General features: G+C 37.0%; 14 protein-coding genes. 13 read left to right on the top strand and 1 reads right to left on the bottom strand.

From position 1 onward, the window contains the following. Positions 1-29 precede the first annotated feature (29 nt). The 9 genes from FYJ80_RS07685 to FYJ80_RS07645 all read left to right on the top strand — a co-directional run bounded on the left by FYJ80_RS07685 (position 30) and on the right by FYJ80_RS07645 (position 9,590). Positions 30-953: a carbohydrate ABC transporter permease gene (locus FYJ80_RS07685; protein WP_154425651.1), complete on the top strand. Its 924-nt coding sequence runs from the start codon at positions 30-32 to the stop codon at positions 951-953. Next, complete coding sequence (locus tag FYJ80_RS07680; RefSeq protein WP_154425649.1) at positions 953-1,804, top strand: carbohydrate ABC transporter permease; 852 nt, start codon at positions 953-955, stop codon at positions 1,802-1,804. The genes FYJ80_RS07685 and FYJ80_RS07680 overlap by 1 nt, the downstream gene beginning before the upstream one ends. Positions 1,805-1,832: 28 nt before the next feature. After that, positions 1,833-2,867: a LacI family DNA-binding transcriptional regulator gene (locus tag FYJ80_RS07675; protein WP_154425647.1), complete on the top strand. Its 1,035-nt coding sequence runs from the start codon at positions 1,833-1,835 to the stop codon at positions 2,865-2,867. Between the two features lie 2 nt (positions 2,868-2,869). Continuing rightward, complete coding sequence (gene malQ / locus FYJ80_RS07670) at positions 2,870-4,411, top strand: 4-alpha-glucanotransferase (protein ID WP_154425645.1); 1,542 nt, start codon at positions 2,870-2,872, stop codon at positions 4,409-4,411. A gap of 320 nt (positions 4,412-4,731) precedes the next feature. Then, on the top strand, positions 4,732-6,006 hold the full coding sequence (locus FYJ80_RS07665; protein WP_154425643.1) for an ATP-binding protein: 1,275 nt from the start codon (positions 4,732-4,734) through the stop codon (positions 6,004-6,006). Between the two features lie 40 nt (positions 6,007-6,046). After that, positions 6,047-6,244, top strand: a complete 198-nt coding sequence (locus tag FYJ80_RS07660) for a 4-alpha-glucanotransferase (RefSeq protein ID WP_154425641.1) — start codon at positions 6,047-6,049, stop codon at positions 6,242-6,244. A 181-nt stretch (positions 6,245-6,425) separates the two neighbouring features. Beyond that, positions 6,426-7,502: a sodium ion-translocating decarboxylase subunit beta gene (locus tag FYJ80_RS07655; protein WP_154425639.1), complete on the top strand. Its 1,077-nt coding sequence runs from the start codon at positions 6,426-6,428 to the stop codon at positions 7,500-7,502. A gap of 65 nt (positions 7,503-7,567) precedes the next feature. Then, a complete protein-coding gene (locus tag FYJ80_RS07650) occupies positions 7,568-8,998 on the top strand; it encodes a DUF1538 domain-containing protein (RefSeq protein ID WP_154425637.1) in 1,431 nt (476 codons plus the stop codon). Then, positions 8,991-9,590: a P-II family nitrogen regulator gene (locus FYJ80_RS07645; protein ID WP_154425635.1), complete on the top strand. Its 600-nt coding sequence runs from the start codon at positions 8,991-8,993 to the stop codon at positions 9,588-9,590. The genes FYJ80_RS07650 and FYJ80_RS07645 overlap by 8 nt, the downstream gene beginning before the upstream one ends. Here the strand turns inward: FYJ80_RS07645 and hflX are convergent. Next, positions 9,582-10,799, bottom strand: coding sequence for a GTPase HflX (gene hflX, locus FYJ80_RS07640; RefSeq protein ID WP_154425633.1), 1,218 nt, complete (start codon positions 10,797-10,799; stop codon positions 9,582-9,584). The genes FYJ80_RS07645 and hflX overlap by 9 nt on opposite strands. 78 nt (positions 10,800-10,877) lie before the next feature. Here hflX and ychF point away from each other — a divergent pair, with 78 nt between their 5' ends. From ychF to FYJ80_RS07620, 4 genes are all read left to right on the top strand, one after another. Beyond that, on the top strand, positions 10,878-11,984 hold the full coding sequence (gene ychF, locus FYJ80_RS07635; RefSeq protein ID WP_154425631.1) for a redox-regulated ATPase YchF: 1,107 nt from the start codon (positions 10,878-10,880) through the stop codon (positions 11,982-11,984). 65 nt (positions 11,985-12,049) lie between these two features. Then, entirely contained in the window at positions 12,050-12,658 is a 609-nt protein-coding gene (locus FYJ80_RS07630; protein ID WP_206361024.1) for a putative ABC transporter permease, read from the top strand. An 88-nt stretch (positions 12,659-12,746) separates the two neighbouring features. Then, positions 12,747-13,340, top strand: coding sequence for a 30S ribosomal protein S4 (gene rpsD, locus FYJ80_RS07625; RefSeq protein WP_154425627.1), 594 nt, complete (start codon positions 12,747-12,749; stop codon positions 13,338-13,340). Positions 13,341-14,002: 662 nt separating this feature from the next. Next, positions 14,003-15,334 (top strand): ATP-binding protein, encoded by a 1,332-nt coding sequence (locus FYJ80_RS07620; RefSeq protein ID WP_154425625.1) that lies wholly within the window; start codon positions 14,003-14,005, stop codon positions 15,332-15,334. The last annotated feature ends 147 nt before the right edge of the window (positions 15,335-15,481 follow it).

Genomic DNA, 15,481 nt, shown 5'->3' with positions numbered 1-15,481 from the left:
TTTCGCTATCATTTTTGGAGATTTTAAAGATGGCTAAGACAAAGAAACCTCGCCGAGTTGAGGGCGGCTTTAGTTCCCAGCTTATTAAGAAACCTATTAAGCATTGGTTTCCTCTCTTTATGGGACCTACTATTATTTGTTTTGTGATTGGCTTCGTATGGCCTTTTATTCAGGGTATTTATCTATCATTTTGTCAATTTAGAGTAACTTCTAAGGTTCAATGGGTAGGTCTTGCAAACTATGTAAAGGTATTCCAAGATCCAACATTTTTCCATGCATTCTGGTACACAGCCTTATATACTATAGTATCGGTTGTACTAATTAACGTATTTGCATTTGCAATTGCATATATTCTTACTAAGGGTATTAAGGGTAGTAATCTATTTAGAACTGTATTCTTTATGCCTAACCTTATTGGTGGTATCGTACTAGGTCACATTTGGTCTATGATCTTTGATGGTATTTTATCTAAGTTCGATACTTCTATTCTTCTTGAGACTAAATATGGCTTCTGGGGCTTAGTAATAGTAATGTGCTGGCAGCAGATCGGTTATATGATGATTCTTTACATCGCTGGCTTACAGGCAATTCCTGAGGATATGCTTGAGGCTGCAGAGATTGATGGTGCTACAGGTATGCAGAAGCTCTTCAAGGTTACAATTCCTAACATGATGAGCTCCTTCACAATTTGTTTATTCCTCTCACTTTCTAATGGCTTTAAGCTCTTCGACCAGAACATTGCTCTTACAGCAGGTCAGCCATTTATTTGGAAGGGTGCAACACAAATTAAGACAACAGAAATGCTTGCACTTAACATCTATACAGAGTTCTATGGCTCTAACACCGCAGCAAGAGGCTTTGCTCAGGCTAAGGCTGTAGTATTCTTCATCTTCGTAGCAGCACTTGGCTTGCTACAGCTTAAGTTTACAAGAGAGAAGGAGGTACAGCAGTAATGGCAGCTCTTAAAGGTGAAAAGAGGTTCAATACCTTCCTTACTATTTTATTTACTGTAATTTGTATTTTCTGGGTTATTCCTGTAGTAATCGTTGTTTTAAACGCATTTAAATTAAACTCATTCGTTAAGACAAATACCTTTGCTCTCCCTACAGGTGAGATGTGGGCAGGCTTTATGAACTTTGTTACTGGTATGTCTATGGGTAACTACAACTTCCTTAAAAGTGTATTCTACTCATTTTATATAACAATTTTCTCAACAGCTCTTATCCTCCTTTGTACCTCAATGAGTGCATGGTATGTTTCTAGAGTCGATTCTCTAATTGCTAGAATTGTTTACTATCTTTGTGTATTCTCAATGGTAGTTCCTTTCCAGATGGTTATGTTTACACTCTCACGTACAGCAGATACTCTAAAGCTAAATACTCCATATACAATTCCAATTATTTATCTTGGTTTTGGTGCAGGCTTAGCAATATTCACATTCTCTGGCTTCGTAAAGAGTGTTCCACTTGGAATGGAAGAGGCAGCAGCAATCGATGGCTGTGGACCTGTTAGAACATATTTCCAGATTGTTCTTCCTGTTCTAAAGCCAACACTTATCAGTGTTGCTATCCTTGAGATCATGTGGGTATGGAATGACTATCTACTACCATATCTTGTACTCGATAAGAACCTTTATAGAACAATTCCTATTCAGGTTCAGTACCTAAAGGGTAGCTATGGTGCTGTAGAGCTTGGTGCTACAATGGCTATCATCCTCATGGGTATTATTCCTGTCATCATTTTCTATCTATGTTGTCAGAAATATATCATTAAGGGTGTTGCCGCAGGTGCTGTAAAGGGCTAATAATACAATAAAAAAAAGGAGGAGAGCTTTGAAAAGCAGTAAAAAAACAACGATTAGTGATATTGCTAGAGAAACAGGATATTCAAAAACTACTGTATCCTTTGCTTTTAACTCTCCTTCTAGAATTAGCCAGGAGGCAAGAGACAAGATTTTAGAGGTTGCTAAAAGGCTTGAATACACCCCTGATCCTATGGCGCGTAATTTCTCTTTAGGTCGTCATAAATCTATTGGCTTTTTGCTTCCTCAAAGCTTATCAGATTCTCTATCGAACCCTTATACTCAATCTGTATTAAGAGGTATTGGAATTGTTGCAGAGCGTAATGATTATACTCTAACTATAATTCCTCCAGTTCACTCATCGATTTCTGAAGCAATTAATAATGCTACTGTTGATGGTCTTATTTCGATGGGGCTTTGGTTTGATCCTCAAATTAGAGAATCCTTAAGAAGAAGAAAGCTTCCTTTAGTCCTCATCGATGGTGCCGATGAGGATGGCCCTATAAACCTTTCAATTGATGATATGAGTGCTGCCTATGAAGAGATGAAGGCAGTTCTCGAAAAGGGGCATAGGAAGATAGCTGTTATTTCTCTCCCCTTTGACGCCTATGCTCAGCTCACTCCACAGGAAACTAAAACTATAGTTAGAAGGCGTCAAGCAGGGTATGAGAAGGCTTTAGGTGAATACAATATGTCACTAAAGGATATTAATATAGTTTCTTGTCTTGCTACCTTCCAGGATGGCTCAAAGGTTGCCGCTGACTTCTTTGAAAATGGTGATTACACCTGTATCGTTTGTATGTCTGATGTAGTTGCTTTAGGCGTTATCGATAGGGCAAGAGCCTTTGGAAAGCGTGTTCCTGAGGATGTTTCAATAGTCGGCTTTGATGGAATTTTTAGTACCTATTCATCAGGGCTATGCTTAACTACAGTAGTTCAGGATGCAGAGAAGAAGGGCATCATGAGTGCTGAGTTACTATTTAAGGTACTTGAAGGCGAGGATGTTGAGAGTCATCATAGCTTTCCATTTGAGTTTAGAGAAGGTAATACTCTCAAGGAGATATAATAATGAATATTGATGGTAGTAGATCATCTGGAATATTAATGCATATAACAAGTCTCGATTCAGAGTATGGAATAGGAGACTTAGGTCCTGCTGCATATCGTTTTGCTGATAAAGTAAAAGAGAGTGGTGCAAATCTTTGGCAGCTACTTCCACTTGGTCCAACTGGCTATGGAAATAGTCCTTATTCTGCTCGTTCAACCTTTGCTGGTAATGAGCTACTTATCTCACCAGAGCTTTTATATAAGGATGGATATTTAGAGCAGGAGGATTTAGTTCATCCTAATTTCCCTTCTAATAAGGTTGATTTTAATTCAGTTATTGAATATAAGCTTCCACTTTTAAAGAAGGCTGCTAAAGCCTTCCTTAAGAAAAACTCTAGAAGAAAGTCCTATTTAGACTTTTTAGCAAGAGAGAGCTTTTGGCTTGAGGACTATGCTTTATTCATGGTTCTCTATGAAAAGTATAACGATGCTCGTTGGTATAGTATTTGGGATGAAAAAGAGGGCTTTAGAGATCCTAAGACTATAGAACGAATTAAAAAAGAGAAGAAAGAAGAGCTTAAGGTTTGGTATGCACTTCAATATTTATTTGATGACCAGCTTAATAGACTTCATATATATACAAAGAGCTTAGGTATTAAGACTATTGGTGATATCCCAATTTTCGTTGGTGCAGATTCTGCAGATGCATGGGCTCATTTAGATTTATTGAAAACCGATGATAAGGGGCACTATAGTGCTGTCTCTGGTGTTCCACCAGATAACTTTAGTGCTACAGGTCAGCTTTGGGGTAACCCTGTTTATGATTGGAAGAAGCATGAGGAAAGTGGCTTTGAATGGTGGCTTCAGAGAATTAAGCGTCTTCTTCATATGACAGATATCTTAAGAATTGATCATTTTAGAGGCCTTGATGCTTATTATGAGATAGCAGCATCAGCTAAGACTGCTGAGCATGGTAAGTGGAAGAAGAGTCCAGGTAAGAAGCTTTTTGAAACAATTAGGAAGGAGCTTGGTGAGCTTCCTATTATTGCAGAGGATTTAGGGCTTATGACAGATAGTGTTAAGAAGCTTAGAGACTCTAATGGCTTTCCTGGTATGAAGATTGCAATGTTTGGTTTTTCTCGTGATAAGAATGGTAACTATAATCCTTCAGATGATTTCTTACCTATGAATTACACAAGAGACTTTGTTGCATATACAGGTACTCACGATAATGACACTACTCGCGGTTGGTTTGATAGCTTATCAGAGGATGATAAGCACATGGTTAGAGAGTATCTTGCGTGTGATGATAGAGAAGCTGTTTGGGCTTTAATTAGAGCAGTTATGTTCTCTAACGCAGATATTGCTATTATACCAATGCAGGATATCTTAGAGCTTGGTAACGAAGCTAGAATGAACTATCCTTCAACGTGTAATGATAAAAACTGGAGCTGGAGAATGGTTAGTGGTGCTTTTGATGATTATAGGTTATCACGCTTTAAGCACCTTGTAAGACTAACTGGTCGTGATGGCAAAACAGCTAGTGAAAGAGAGAGAGCTTAGATTAATACTTAAAAGAGTGCTGTACACACAAACAAATAGTGCTAAATAGATTAAAGCTACCGGCTAAGCCGGTAGTTTTGATTTTATTGCTTAAATAAAAGCTAATTGGTGCTATTGATAATTTTGGAACTTCGATGATTAATTGTGATTCCAGCGATATGATGCATTTATTCCACCTTTATTAACAATATTACGCCAACCATCGGAAAAATTTTTAGCCAATCGTCGGAAAAATATTTAGCCAATCGTCGGAAAAATATCGAGAAATTTATAATTCTTGTGTATAATATAGACAATATGAATGATACGAGGTGCTCAAAATGGAAAACTATCGAAAAAGAATTGCCGACGATATCCTAAAACGAAAGTTGGAAGGTAAAGGTGCGGTGTTGATTGAAGGTCCAAAGTGGTGCGGTAAAACCACAACTGCTGAGCAACTCGCTGCAAGTATTTTATATATGGATGACCCTGAAAAGAAAGAGCAAAACATTTCTATGTCCGAGGTGAGCCCAAAACGACTATTAAAGGGCGCAACACCGAGGCTGATTGACGAATGGCAACTTGCACCGAAACTATGGGATGCTATCCGTTTTGAGGTTGACCATCGTGGTGTTCTTGGACAGTTTGTTCTCACTGGTTCTGCTGTTCCCGCCGATACCAAGGAAATTACACACTCTGGTACAGGTCGTTTTGCCTGGCTTACGATGCGACCGATGAGCTTATACGAGTCTGGAGACTCAACAGGTGAAGTCAGTATAAAAGACCTTTTTGAAGGAAACACTGAAATTGACGGAGAATCTAATATAAGTATCGAGCGCCTAGCGTTCCTTGTGTGTCGAGGAGGGTGGCCTCAATCGGTGGGCATGCATGATGAAATTGCTTTAGACCAAGCATTTGATTATTACGATGCGGTTGTTCGCACTGATATTAATAGGGCAGACAATGTACAAAAAAATCCGGAAAGAGTTCAGAGTCTTATGCGTTCCTATGCAAGAAATCAAGGCGGCCAAGTACCAAATACTGTGCTTGCACAGGATATTTCTGCAAAAGAAGGAATGTCGATAAACGAGGAAACTGTTGCATCTTATATCAATGCACTTAGGAAAATCTTTGTTGTAGAAGATATGCCTGCTTGGAATCCAAATCTTCGTTCTAAAACTGCGATTCGTTCATCAGATACTCGCTATTATGTTGATCCTTCTATCGCTGTAGCTGCATTGGGTATCGGTCCGAACGACCTGATAAATGATCTGAAGACATTTGGTTTTCTTTTTGAAACGCTCTGTATAAGAGATCTTCGTGTTTTTGCAGACGCACTGAACGGTAAGGTTTACCATTACCGAGACAAAGATGGACAGGAATGTGATGCTGTTATTCATTTGAGGAATGGTAAATATGGTCTTATTGAAATAAAGCTTGGTGGAGATAAACTCATTGAAGAAGGTGCGAAAAGTCTTAAAACAATGGCAGCAAAAATTGATACCAATAAGATGAATACACCATCTTTCCTTATGGTTTTAACTGGGATTGGAGATTACGCATATCGCCGTCAAGATGGTGTCTATGTTGTTCCTATTGGTTGTTTGAGAAACTGACTTACCACTGTTTTTCAGTGTTGGCAATGACTTCTCTGGTATGAAGATTTCGATGTTTGTTTTTTCTCATGGTAAGAATGTTAACTATAATCCTTCAGATGATTTCTTACCTATGAATTACACAAGAGACTTTGTTGCATATACACTTCCTCATGATAATGATACTACTCGTGGCTGGTTTGATAGCTTAAATGAGGATGATACTCTGATGTTGCTTGGGAAATTAAGCTTTCAATGACTAATATTGGATTTGATGGAAAGCTTTACACGTTTCCATACTTTTGTACCTTCCTATTTAGGGATTGGTAAAGGCTTAAAGCTAGTAATTTATAACTTATCTTTTATGAATTACATAAGATAGAGTGAAACTATGCTAATACTATTTACAAAGTTTTAGTTTTTGTATTTATTTTCTTAATATGAAATCAGAACTATTTTATTCTATCGTGATGATGGCAGTTGGTGGTCTTCTGATTTATCTTGCCATCAAAAAGAAGATGGAGCCTACCTTACTCCTTCCTATGGGCTTTGGCGCTATTCTAGTTAATATTCCAAACAGTACTATTGCAAGCTCTGGAATTTTAGCTTGGCTATATAATTTTGGTATAGCTGACCATGAAGTCTTCCCACTACTTCTTTTTATAGGTATTGGCGCTATGATTGACTTTGGTCCTCTTTTATCAAAGCCCTGGTTACTATTAATTGGTATTGTTAGCCAAGGTGGTATTTTTATCACTATGCTAATAGCATCACTATTTTTCCCAATAAATGATGCTGCCAGCATAGGAATTATTGGAGCCGCCGATGGTCCTACTGCGATATTTGTAAGTATGAAGCTACAATCAGCATTTATAGCTCCTATTTTAATAGTCGCATATTCCTATATGGCGTTAGTTCCTATAATACAGCCAGTAGTATTAAAGGCTATGACCACACGAAAGGAAAGAGAAATTGAAATGCAGTATAGCAGTAAAGTCGTTTCAACAAGAGCAAGAATATTATTTCCTATCATTACTACTATAATATCTGGTTTTATAGCTCCTGAATCTATTGCTCTAGTCGGTATGCTTATGTTTGGAAATCTTCTAAGGGAGTGCCAGGTTTTAGGACAGCTTCAAAGAGCAGCAGAGAATATTTTATCACCTCTAATTTCGCTTTTGCTTGGACTTGCAATAGCTCCAAAGCTAAATGGTCCTGAAATACTTCGCATAGAGACTCTTATGATAATGGGCTTTGGCCTTCTTGCATTTATCTTTGATACAGTTTGTGGTGTCTTATTTTTAAAAATAGTTAATATCTTCTTAAAGAAAAAGATTAATCCTTTAATTGGAGGAGCTGGTATATCGGCCTTTCCAATGTCATCTAGAGTTGTTGAGAAGGTTGGCTTAGAGGCTAATAAGCAAAATCATCTACTATACTATGCATTAGGAGCAAATGTATCTGGTCAAATTGCTAGTGTAATAGCTGGTGGGCTATTATTGCATTTCTTATTGTAGTCTTGTCATTTTAATCTTAAGCTTGATATATTTAATTTGATAATCTCAAAATATAAGGATAAATAGTGGATATACTTAAACAGCTTAAGGAAGTAACTCTATCTGTTTTGCCCATCGCACTAATAGCGAGTATATTATCGCTTTTATTGAAATCGTCAAGTGTAAATGAAATATTAAACTTTGGCATTTCATGCCTATGTGTTATCTTTGGGCTTACATTGTTTTTAACTGGTGTAAATAATGGTCTTATGCCTGTTGGCAATAAGATAGGTGCTACAATAACTAAATCTAGGAGCCTTTTACTAATTATTTTAGTTAGCTTATGTCTTGGCTTTATCATTACAGTTGCAGAGCCAGATGTAGAGGTTTTAGCTAAGCAGGTTGCTAAAATATCAAATAGCTTAAGTGAAAGCACATTAATAATTGCTATAGCCTCTGGAGTTGCATTATTTTTAATGCTCTCATTAATTAGAACTATTTTGCACCTTCCTTTAAAGGTTATTTTATTTGTAGGATACTCTATCGTATTAATCTTAGCTCTATTTGTGCCTCCATTCTTTGTTTCAATTGGCTTTGATGCAGGTGGAGCAACAACGGGCCCAATGAGTGTACCATTTATAATGGCTCTTGGTATGGGTCTTGCTAAGGTAAGAGGTAAGGATGAGGAGAGTGAGTTTGGTTATGTCGCACTCTCTTCGATTGGACCTATACTAGCTGTAATGGTATTAGGAACCTTTATTAATGTTGAAAGTGCTGGTGCAAGTGTAGCTGATAGCGCTTCACATGGATTTTTCCAGATCCTATTATCGTGCTTTAAATCAACGGGAATATCATTCATTCCGATCTTTGCAGTATGCGTTATTATGCAGCTATTCTTTATGAAGCTACCATTTCATAAGGCTTTAAGGATGTTCTTAGGTATGCTTTATGCTTATGTAGGACTTGTACTATTTTCCTGTGGAGTTGAGTTCTCATTCTCACAAATTGCAAATACCTTAGGAGCAACTCTAGCTGAGTTCTCTAAACCATTATTAGTTTTACTTGGTGGTGTTCTAGGCTCGTGTGTTGTATTAGCTGAGCCAGCAATTTGGGTATTAACAGAGCAGGTTGAGGATGTAAGTCAGGGTTCAATAAAAAAGAGTTTAATGATGGTTACTCTATGTGTCGCTGTCTCTATTGCAGTTATGCTTGGTTTAACTCGCTCGGTATTCCATTTACCAATTTTAGTTTTCATTATTCCTTGTTATGCTGTTATACTTATCTTAATGCTTTTTACTCCAAAGCTATTCTCAGCAATAGCCTTTGACTCTGGTGGTGTTGCAACAGGACCAATGAGCTCAGCGTTTTTGCTTCCATATGCTATTGGAGCCGCAGGAGGAAGCTCAGATGCATCCTTTGGTCTTATAGCCTTTATTGCTATGATGCCAATTCTATGTATCGAGGTACTTGGTCTTATCTATAGACTTACTTTAAAGAAGGGGAAGAAAAATGAATAGCTATACACTAATTGCAATAGTTAAGAAGGGAGAAGCTTCCCCATTAATGAAGAAAGCTAGGGAAGCTGGCGCTCCTGGGGGCTCGATAATTCAAGCTAGAGGAACAGCAACTAACTCTATCATGGCGGCCTTAGGACTTGGGGATAGTAAAAAGGAAGTTTTACTCTCGGTAATTGGTAAGGACATTAAGGATAGTATTTTAGCTAGCTGTAGAGGAGTAAAGGTAAGTGGTGTTGCTTTACTTTTAGATTGTATGAGAGGCTTTGATGGGGAGGATGAGATGCAGGAAGTAAAATATGAGATGATAGAGGTTATCTGCCAAGATGGCTATAGCGATGATATTATGGCAGTTGCTAGAAGAGCAGGTGCTAATGGTGGTACTGTTATCTCAGCTAGAGGAACCTCTACAGAGCAGGATGTAAAGTTCTTTGGAACTCCGCTAGTTCCTGAAAAGGAAATAATAATGATCGTGATTGAAAGGGAAAAGGCCGAAAGCGTTAAAAGAGCTATCGGGGATATGGAGATATTAAAGAAGAAGGGTATGGGTATTATGTTCTCAATTCCTGTTAGAGACTTTGTTAACTTAGGTTAGATACTCAACTTTTAGATTATCATTTTCATAGGTACAGGAAAGTACTGTGTATTTTCGATATATTTCACTAAGCGCTTTACCATCTTCAGGAGGAAGATAAATGGTAGAGCGTTTTTTCGTCTCTAATACTCTTTTATACATCTCATCTAATAGTAAATCGATATTCTTCCTTTCCTTAACACTTATTTCGATGTGGTTTGGATAACTAACCTTTAAGCGCTGATATGCAATATCATTTGCTATATTATCGATTTTATTAAAGACGATTATTTTATCATTATCTCCAGCTCCTAGAGAGGCTAAAACCTCCAGCGTTGTTTCCTGGCACCTTTCACAGTCAGGATTAGCCAAATCGATAACTATTATTAGTGTATCTGCATATTTAGCCTCCTCTAGAGTTGATGAAAAGGCACTTATTAGGTGGTGTGGAAGATTTGAGACAAAGCCTACAGTATCGGTAAGAGTTACATCTATTCTATTTTTAAGCTTAAATTGTCTAGTAGTTGGGTCGAGCGTTGCAAAAAACTTATCCTCAACTAATGTATTTGCATTAGTTAATAAATTTAATAAGGAGCTCTTTCCTGCATTTGTATAGCCAACTAATGCAAATGAGTATGCATCCTTTTTCTCTCTACTCTTTCTTTGAGTTTTTCTTATTTTCTTTACTTCCTCAAGCTCTCTTTTTAAAGCAACTATCTTCTCACTTAAGCTTCTTTTATCTAGCTCTAGCTGTCTTTCTCCTGAGCCCTTGCTTCCTCTAACACCACCTCTCTGCTGTGATAAATCCTCCCAGCGACGACGTAAGCGAGGAAGTGAGTACTCGCTTCTTGCAAGCGCAACCTGAAGCTTAGCTTCCTTAGTTTGAGCTCTATCAGCAAAGATTTGTAATATTACTTCCTCTCTATCGATAACACAGATATCAAGCTCATTCTCTAGGTTCCTTAATACTCTTGGAGAAAGAGATGTGTCAAAGATTACACAGTCACATTCAAAGTATAGAATATTATCCTTAAGCTCCTCTAATTGTCCCTTACCGAGCATAGTAGCACTATTAAACTCTCTGATTTTAAAGACAATAGCTGATAGCACCTCTAGTCCCATAGTTTTTACTAGGGACGATAATTCATCTATTCTTAGCTTGCTATCATTAATATCCTCGATAGGGATTACTAATAAAGCTTTTTTCTTACTATCCTGTGTTTCGATCATTTTTAAGTAATGTTAACGAAACTGTAGGGTATTGTGAAGAGTGCTGTTTTGGATTAATCTTTCAGAGAGGTTAAAATAATGGCATTAAACTGTGGTATCGTTGGACTTCCCAACGTCGGTAAATCAACTATATTTTCAGCAGTAACCTCTGCTCCAGCAGAGGCTGCAAACTATCCTTTCTGTACAATCGACCCAAACATCGGAATGGTAGCTGTTCCAGATAAAAGATTAGATAAGATTGTAGAGCTTATTCCACCTGCAAAGGTAATTCCTGCAACTGTTGAGTTTGTAGATATTGCGGGCTTAGTAAAGGGTGCAAGTAAGGGTGAGGGCCTTGGTAATAGATTTTTAGCATCTATTCGTGAAGTAGGAGTTCTTGCTCATGTTGTTAGATGCTTTGATAATAGTGATATTATCCATGTTGATGGAAGAATTGATCCAACTAATGATATTGAGACAATTAATATTGAGCTTGCTCTTGCAGATTTAGAGACCGTTGAAAAGCGATATGAAAAGCAGAGTAGAATGGGTAGAGTAAATAAAGAGCAGCAGAAGGAAAATGAGTTTTATCTTCCAATTTTAGATAAGCTTAAGGCAGCTCTCTCTGAGGGTATACAGGCACGCTCTGTTATTACAGATGAGGATGAGATAAAGGCTCTTTATGATCTTCACTTAATTACTATGAAGCCTGTTATCTATGTTTGTAATGTAGATGAGGACTCTATTCTAGAGGAAAATGATTACGTTAAGACAGTAAAGGAAATTGCTGCTAAGGAAGGCTCTAAGGTAGTAGTTATCTGTGGAAAAATTGAGAGTGAGATAGCCGCTCTAGATACTCAAGAGGAGAAGAATGAGTTCTTAGAGGCTGTTGGACTTGAGGAAAGTGGTTTAAACCATTTAATTAGAAGCGCATATGAGACCTTGGGCTTAAGAACCTTCTTTACTGCGGGCTCTGATGAGGATAGAGCTTGGACCTTCCATGCAGGTGATAAGGCTCCAAGATGTGCTGGTGTAATTCATACAGACTTTGAGAAGGGCTTTATTAAGGCTGAGGTTTATAACTGTGAGGATTTATTTACCTATGGCTCTGAGCTAAAGGTTAAGGAGGCTGGTAAGCTTCGCCTTGAGGGTAAGGATTATGTCGTTCAGGATGGCGACATCATGCACTTCAGATTTAATAACTAGTTGGTAAAAAATACTAAAAGCTCCACATGGCATAGATTATGCATCTATACATGTGGAGTTTTTTGATGAATAAGGAATATAAGGAAAATCTTTTAATTACAGTCTTTTTCCTAGGTGGCACTATTGGTGGTATTTGGGAAACTCTTTGGACATATTTAATACGTGGATCACTACAGTGGAAGAGTGGCGTGATGTTTTTCCCTTTGTGTAATCCAATATATGGCTTAGGAGCTCTTTTAATTACACTTTATGCTTTAAAGCATAAGAGTTTATTTTCAATTTATATATTTGCACTTATTAGCTGTACAATTTCAGAGTTTTTGTTTTCATACCTTGAGGAGCTACTTTTTAACACTATTAGCTGGGACTACTCCTCACATTTTTTAAATATAGATGGAAGAGTTAATCTAATATACTCTCTCTTTTGGGGGCTTTTAGGTGTTATCTTTGCCCATTTTATTCTTCCACCCTTAGAGTGTAGTGTAGCTATTAATGGTGAAAAATACCAAAGTCTTACATTTACTCTTTGTATTATCTATATTCCGCTACTATTTTTTTCAATTGTTGGCTTAGCTGTTAACCACTATGGAACTACTAATGAGATTTTAGGTGTTATTTTCTCAGAGAAAATTATGAAATTTTTCTATCCAACTCGGGTGTTAGTAATTAAATAACTATTGACGCTGAAGCATTATATTTTGTATTCTATCCAAGCTGGTTTTTTTGCTAGCGTCATTATAATTTTTCGGAGGGTATAAATCTATGGCAAGAAACATGGCTCCTAGATTTAAGCAGTGCAGAAGACTTGGTGTTAATGTATGTGGACATCCCAAGGCAATGAAGAGAGCTGGTTCACCAGCATTCGCAAAGAGAAAGAAGCCTACTGAATACAGTAAGCAGCTCACAGAGAAGCAGAAGCTCAAGGCTTATTATGGTGTTCTTGAGAGACAGCTTCACCACTACTATGAAAAGGCTCTTAAGAGCGATATGATGACAGGTGATGCACTTGTTATTCAGCTCGAAAGAAGACTTGATAACGCAGTTTACCGCATTGGTTTCGGTAACTCTATCCGTCTTGCTCGCCAGCTTGTTTCACACGGACACATCTTGGTTAACGGCAAGAAGGTTGATATCCCATCATACGAACTCAAGGTCGGCGATGTAGTTTCACTCAAGGAGAGCTCAAGAAAGAACGAGCACTTCAGAGACTGCTTCCTTGGTCATCCAAACTTCAATCTTCCATATTTTGAGAAGAATGAGGACGAGTTCTCTGGTAAGTTCACAAGACTTCCTGAAAGAAGCGAGATTCCTGTAGAAGTTAACGACCAGTACGTTGTTGAGTACTACAGCAAATAATAACTTTTTAGTTTTCATTTATCTTGTCAGAGGAAACCTGGCCACATACTGGAAACAGAGTAGTATATCCACCATTCCCAATACTGGATTTACACCTCACCGTTCTTTGACGGCTGCCCTCAAAAACAAAGAGCGATCAAAGACAGGATTAAAGAGAGACAAAGCCCTGGAGCACAAAACTCTAGGGTTTTTTATTTTTTAGCAAACTTACTGAGATATTATAAAAAACTTCGATAAAGAGCGTGTACTGTATAGTATCCTCATCTTTAACTAGGTATAACTTTAGAGGAGATTGGTACTACAAAGTCTTATTTTTCAAAATGAATGACTTTGATGTTAACAAAGCATATTTCTACCCATAAAAAGGCTGTTAAAAATATTTAATTAATTTTTATTGAAAAACTTTAAATCCTTTTCTCAAGTAAATTTCTTCAAAGCATTTAGTTTTATCCATCATGTAAATTATTGCTCATAAAAATAGCTGTAATTATAGCCTCAGCTACAGGGGATAGGTACATTATTTATTAAAAATCTTGAAGAAACGTACAATTTATAAAAAATAATCTTGAAGAAACGTACAATTTATCAAAAAATAATCTTGAAGAAATGTACATATTTCTTATAATTAATATTGAAGAAATGTATATTAGGGGTTATAAAGCATGTATTTCAAAAGAAAAGCCTATGATATGTTATTGAAGTGGAAAAATGATTTTGCTGATAAATATGCTGTCATGCTGGAAGGAGCAAGACGAGTAGGTAAATCAACAATAGCAGAATGCTTTGCAAAAAATGAGTATCAGTCTTATATCCTTATTGATTTTTCAAAAGAATCACAAAGCATAAAAAAGATTTTTGAAGATATTGGAAATCTAGATATTTTCTTTCTTCGCCTTCAGTCAGAGACAGGAGTAACGCTCTATAAGAATAAGTCTCTTATTATTTTTGATGAAGTACAGCTTTTTCCTAAGGCAAGGCAGGCCATCAAGCATCTTGTACATGATGGAAGATATCACTACTTAGAAACAGGTTCCCTAATTTCAATAAAAAAGAATGTAAAGGATATTTTGATTCCTTCTGAGGAGATGAAGATTGAAGTATATCCTATGGACTATGAGGAATTCTGCCTTGCTACAGGCAATAACTATGAGATTTTGAGAAATCTCTCCTGCTCTGATAAAGGATTAGGTCAATCAACTAATCGTAAGCTGATGCGTGATCTTAGGATTTATATGGCTGTTGGCGGAATGCCTCAGGCTGTAGAAGCCTATGTAGAGGGAAAAAACTTTACTCAGATAGATGCTATCAAAAGGCAGATTATAAACTTATACGAGGAAGATTTCAGAAGGCTGGATGCCTCTGGTAGGATGTCTATGATGTATAAGTCAATACCAGCTCAGCTAGCGATGGGTGCTAAAAAGTATAGAATCTCAACTGCAATCGAGAAGAGGAACAATGCAAAGACAGAAGAATTTCTTTACAACCTAATCGATTCAAAGACGGTTATTCCTTGTTATAATACAACAGATCCTGGTGTTAGCTTATGTGATACAAAGGATTTTGACTCGTATAAGCTTTATTGTGCAGATACTGGACTTTTTGTCACTCAGATGTTTATGGATAGACCAGAAACAGAGAATATTATTTACTCAAAGCTTCTTTCTGATAAACTGCCTTCTAACCTAGGCTTTCTATATGAAAACCTTGTTGCACAGATGATTACTGCTTCGGGAAGAGAACTCTATTACCATACCTGGGAAAAAAAAGACAGTACTCATTATTATGAGGTGGATTTCCTAATTTCGAAAGGAAGTAAGATCATCGCCTTTGAAGTTAAATCATCTGGTATGGGAAAGCATGAATCCATAACCGCTTTTTGTCAAAAATACTCGAAACAGATTCTACACTCATATATACTTTCTCAAAAGGATTCAGGTAAAAAAGGCGAACTATTTTTAAAACCATTCTATCTTCTTCCTTTTATATTGGAATGAGGCTTTTTGTATTTACGATAGATTATTCGTGAGTTTTTACGTCTTGGCATTTTAGAAGGCTATTATTGTATTTATAAATATTAAATATATTTATTTATTTTACTATTATTTTACAATTTATACCCTTTTGATTTCACAATCCTATTA

It is taken from the genome of Bullifex porci (assembly GCF_009695635.1).
Lineage (GTDB): Bacteria > Spirochaetota > Spirochaetia > Sphaerochaetales > Sphaerochaetaceae > Bullifex > Bullifex porci.
Note: the sequence above shows the minus strand (reverse complement) of the source record. Positions and strands in the feature narration are given on the sequence as shown.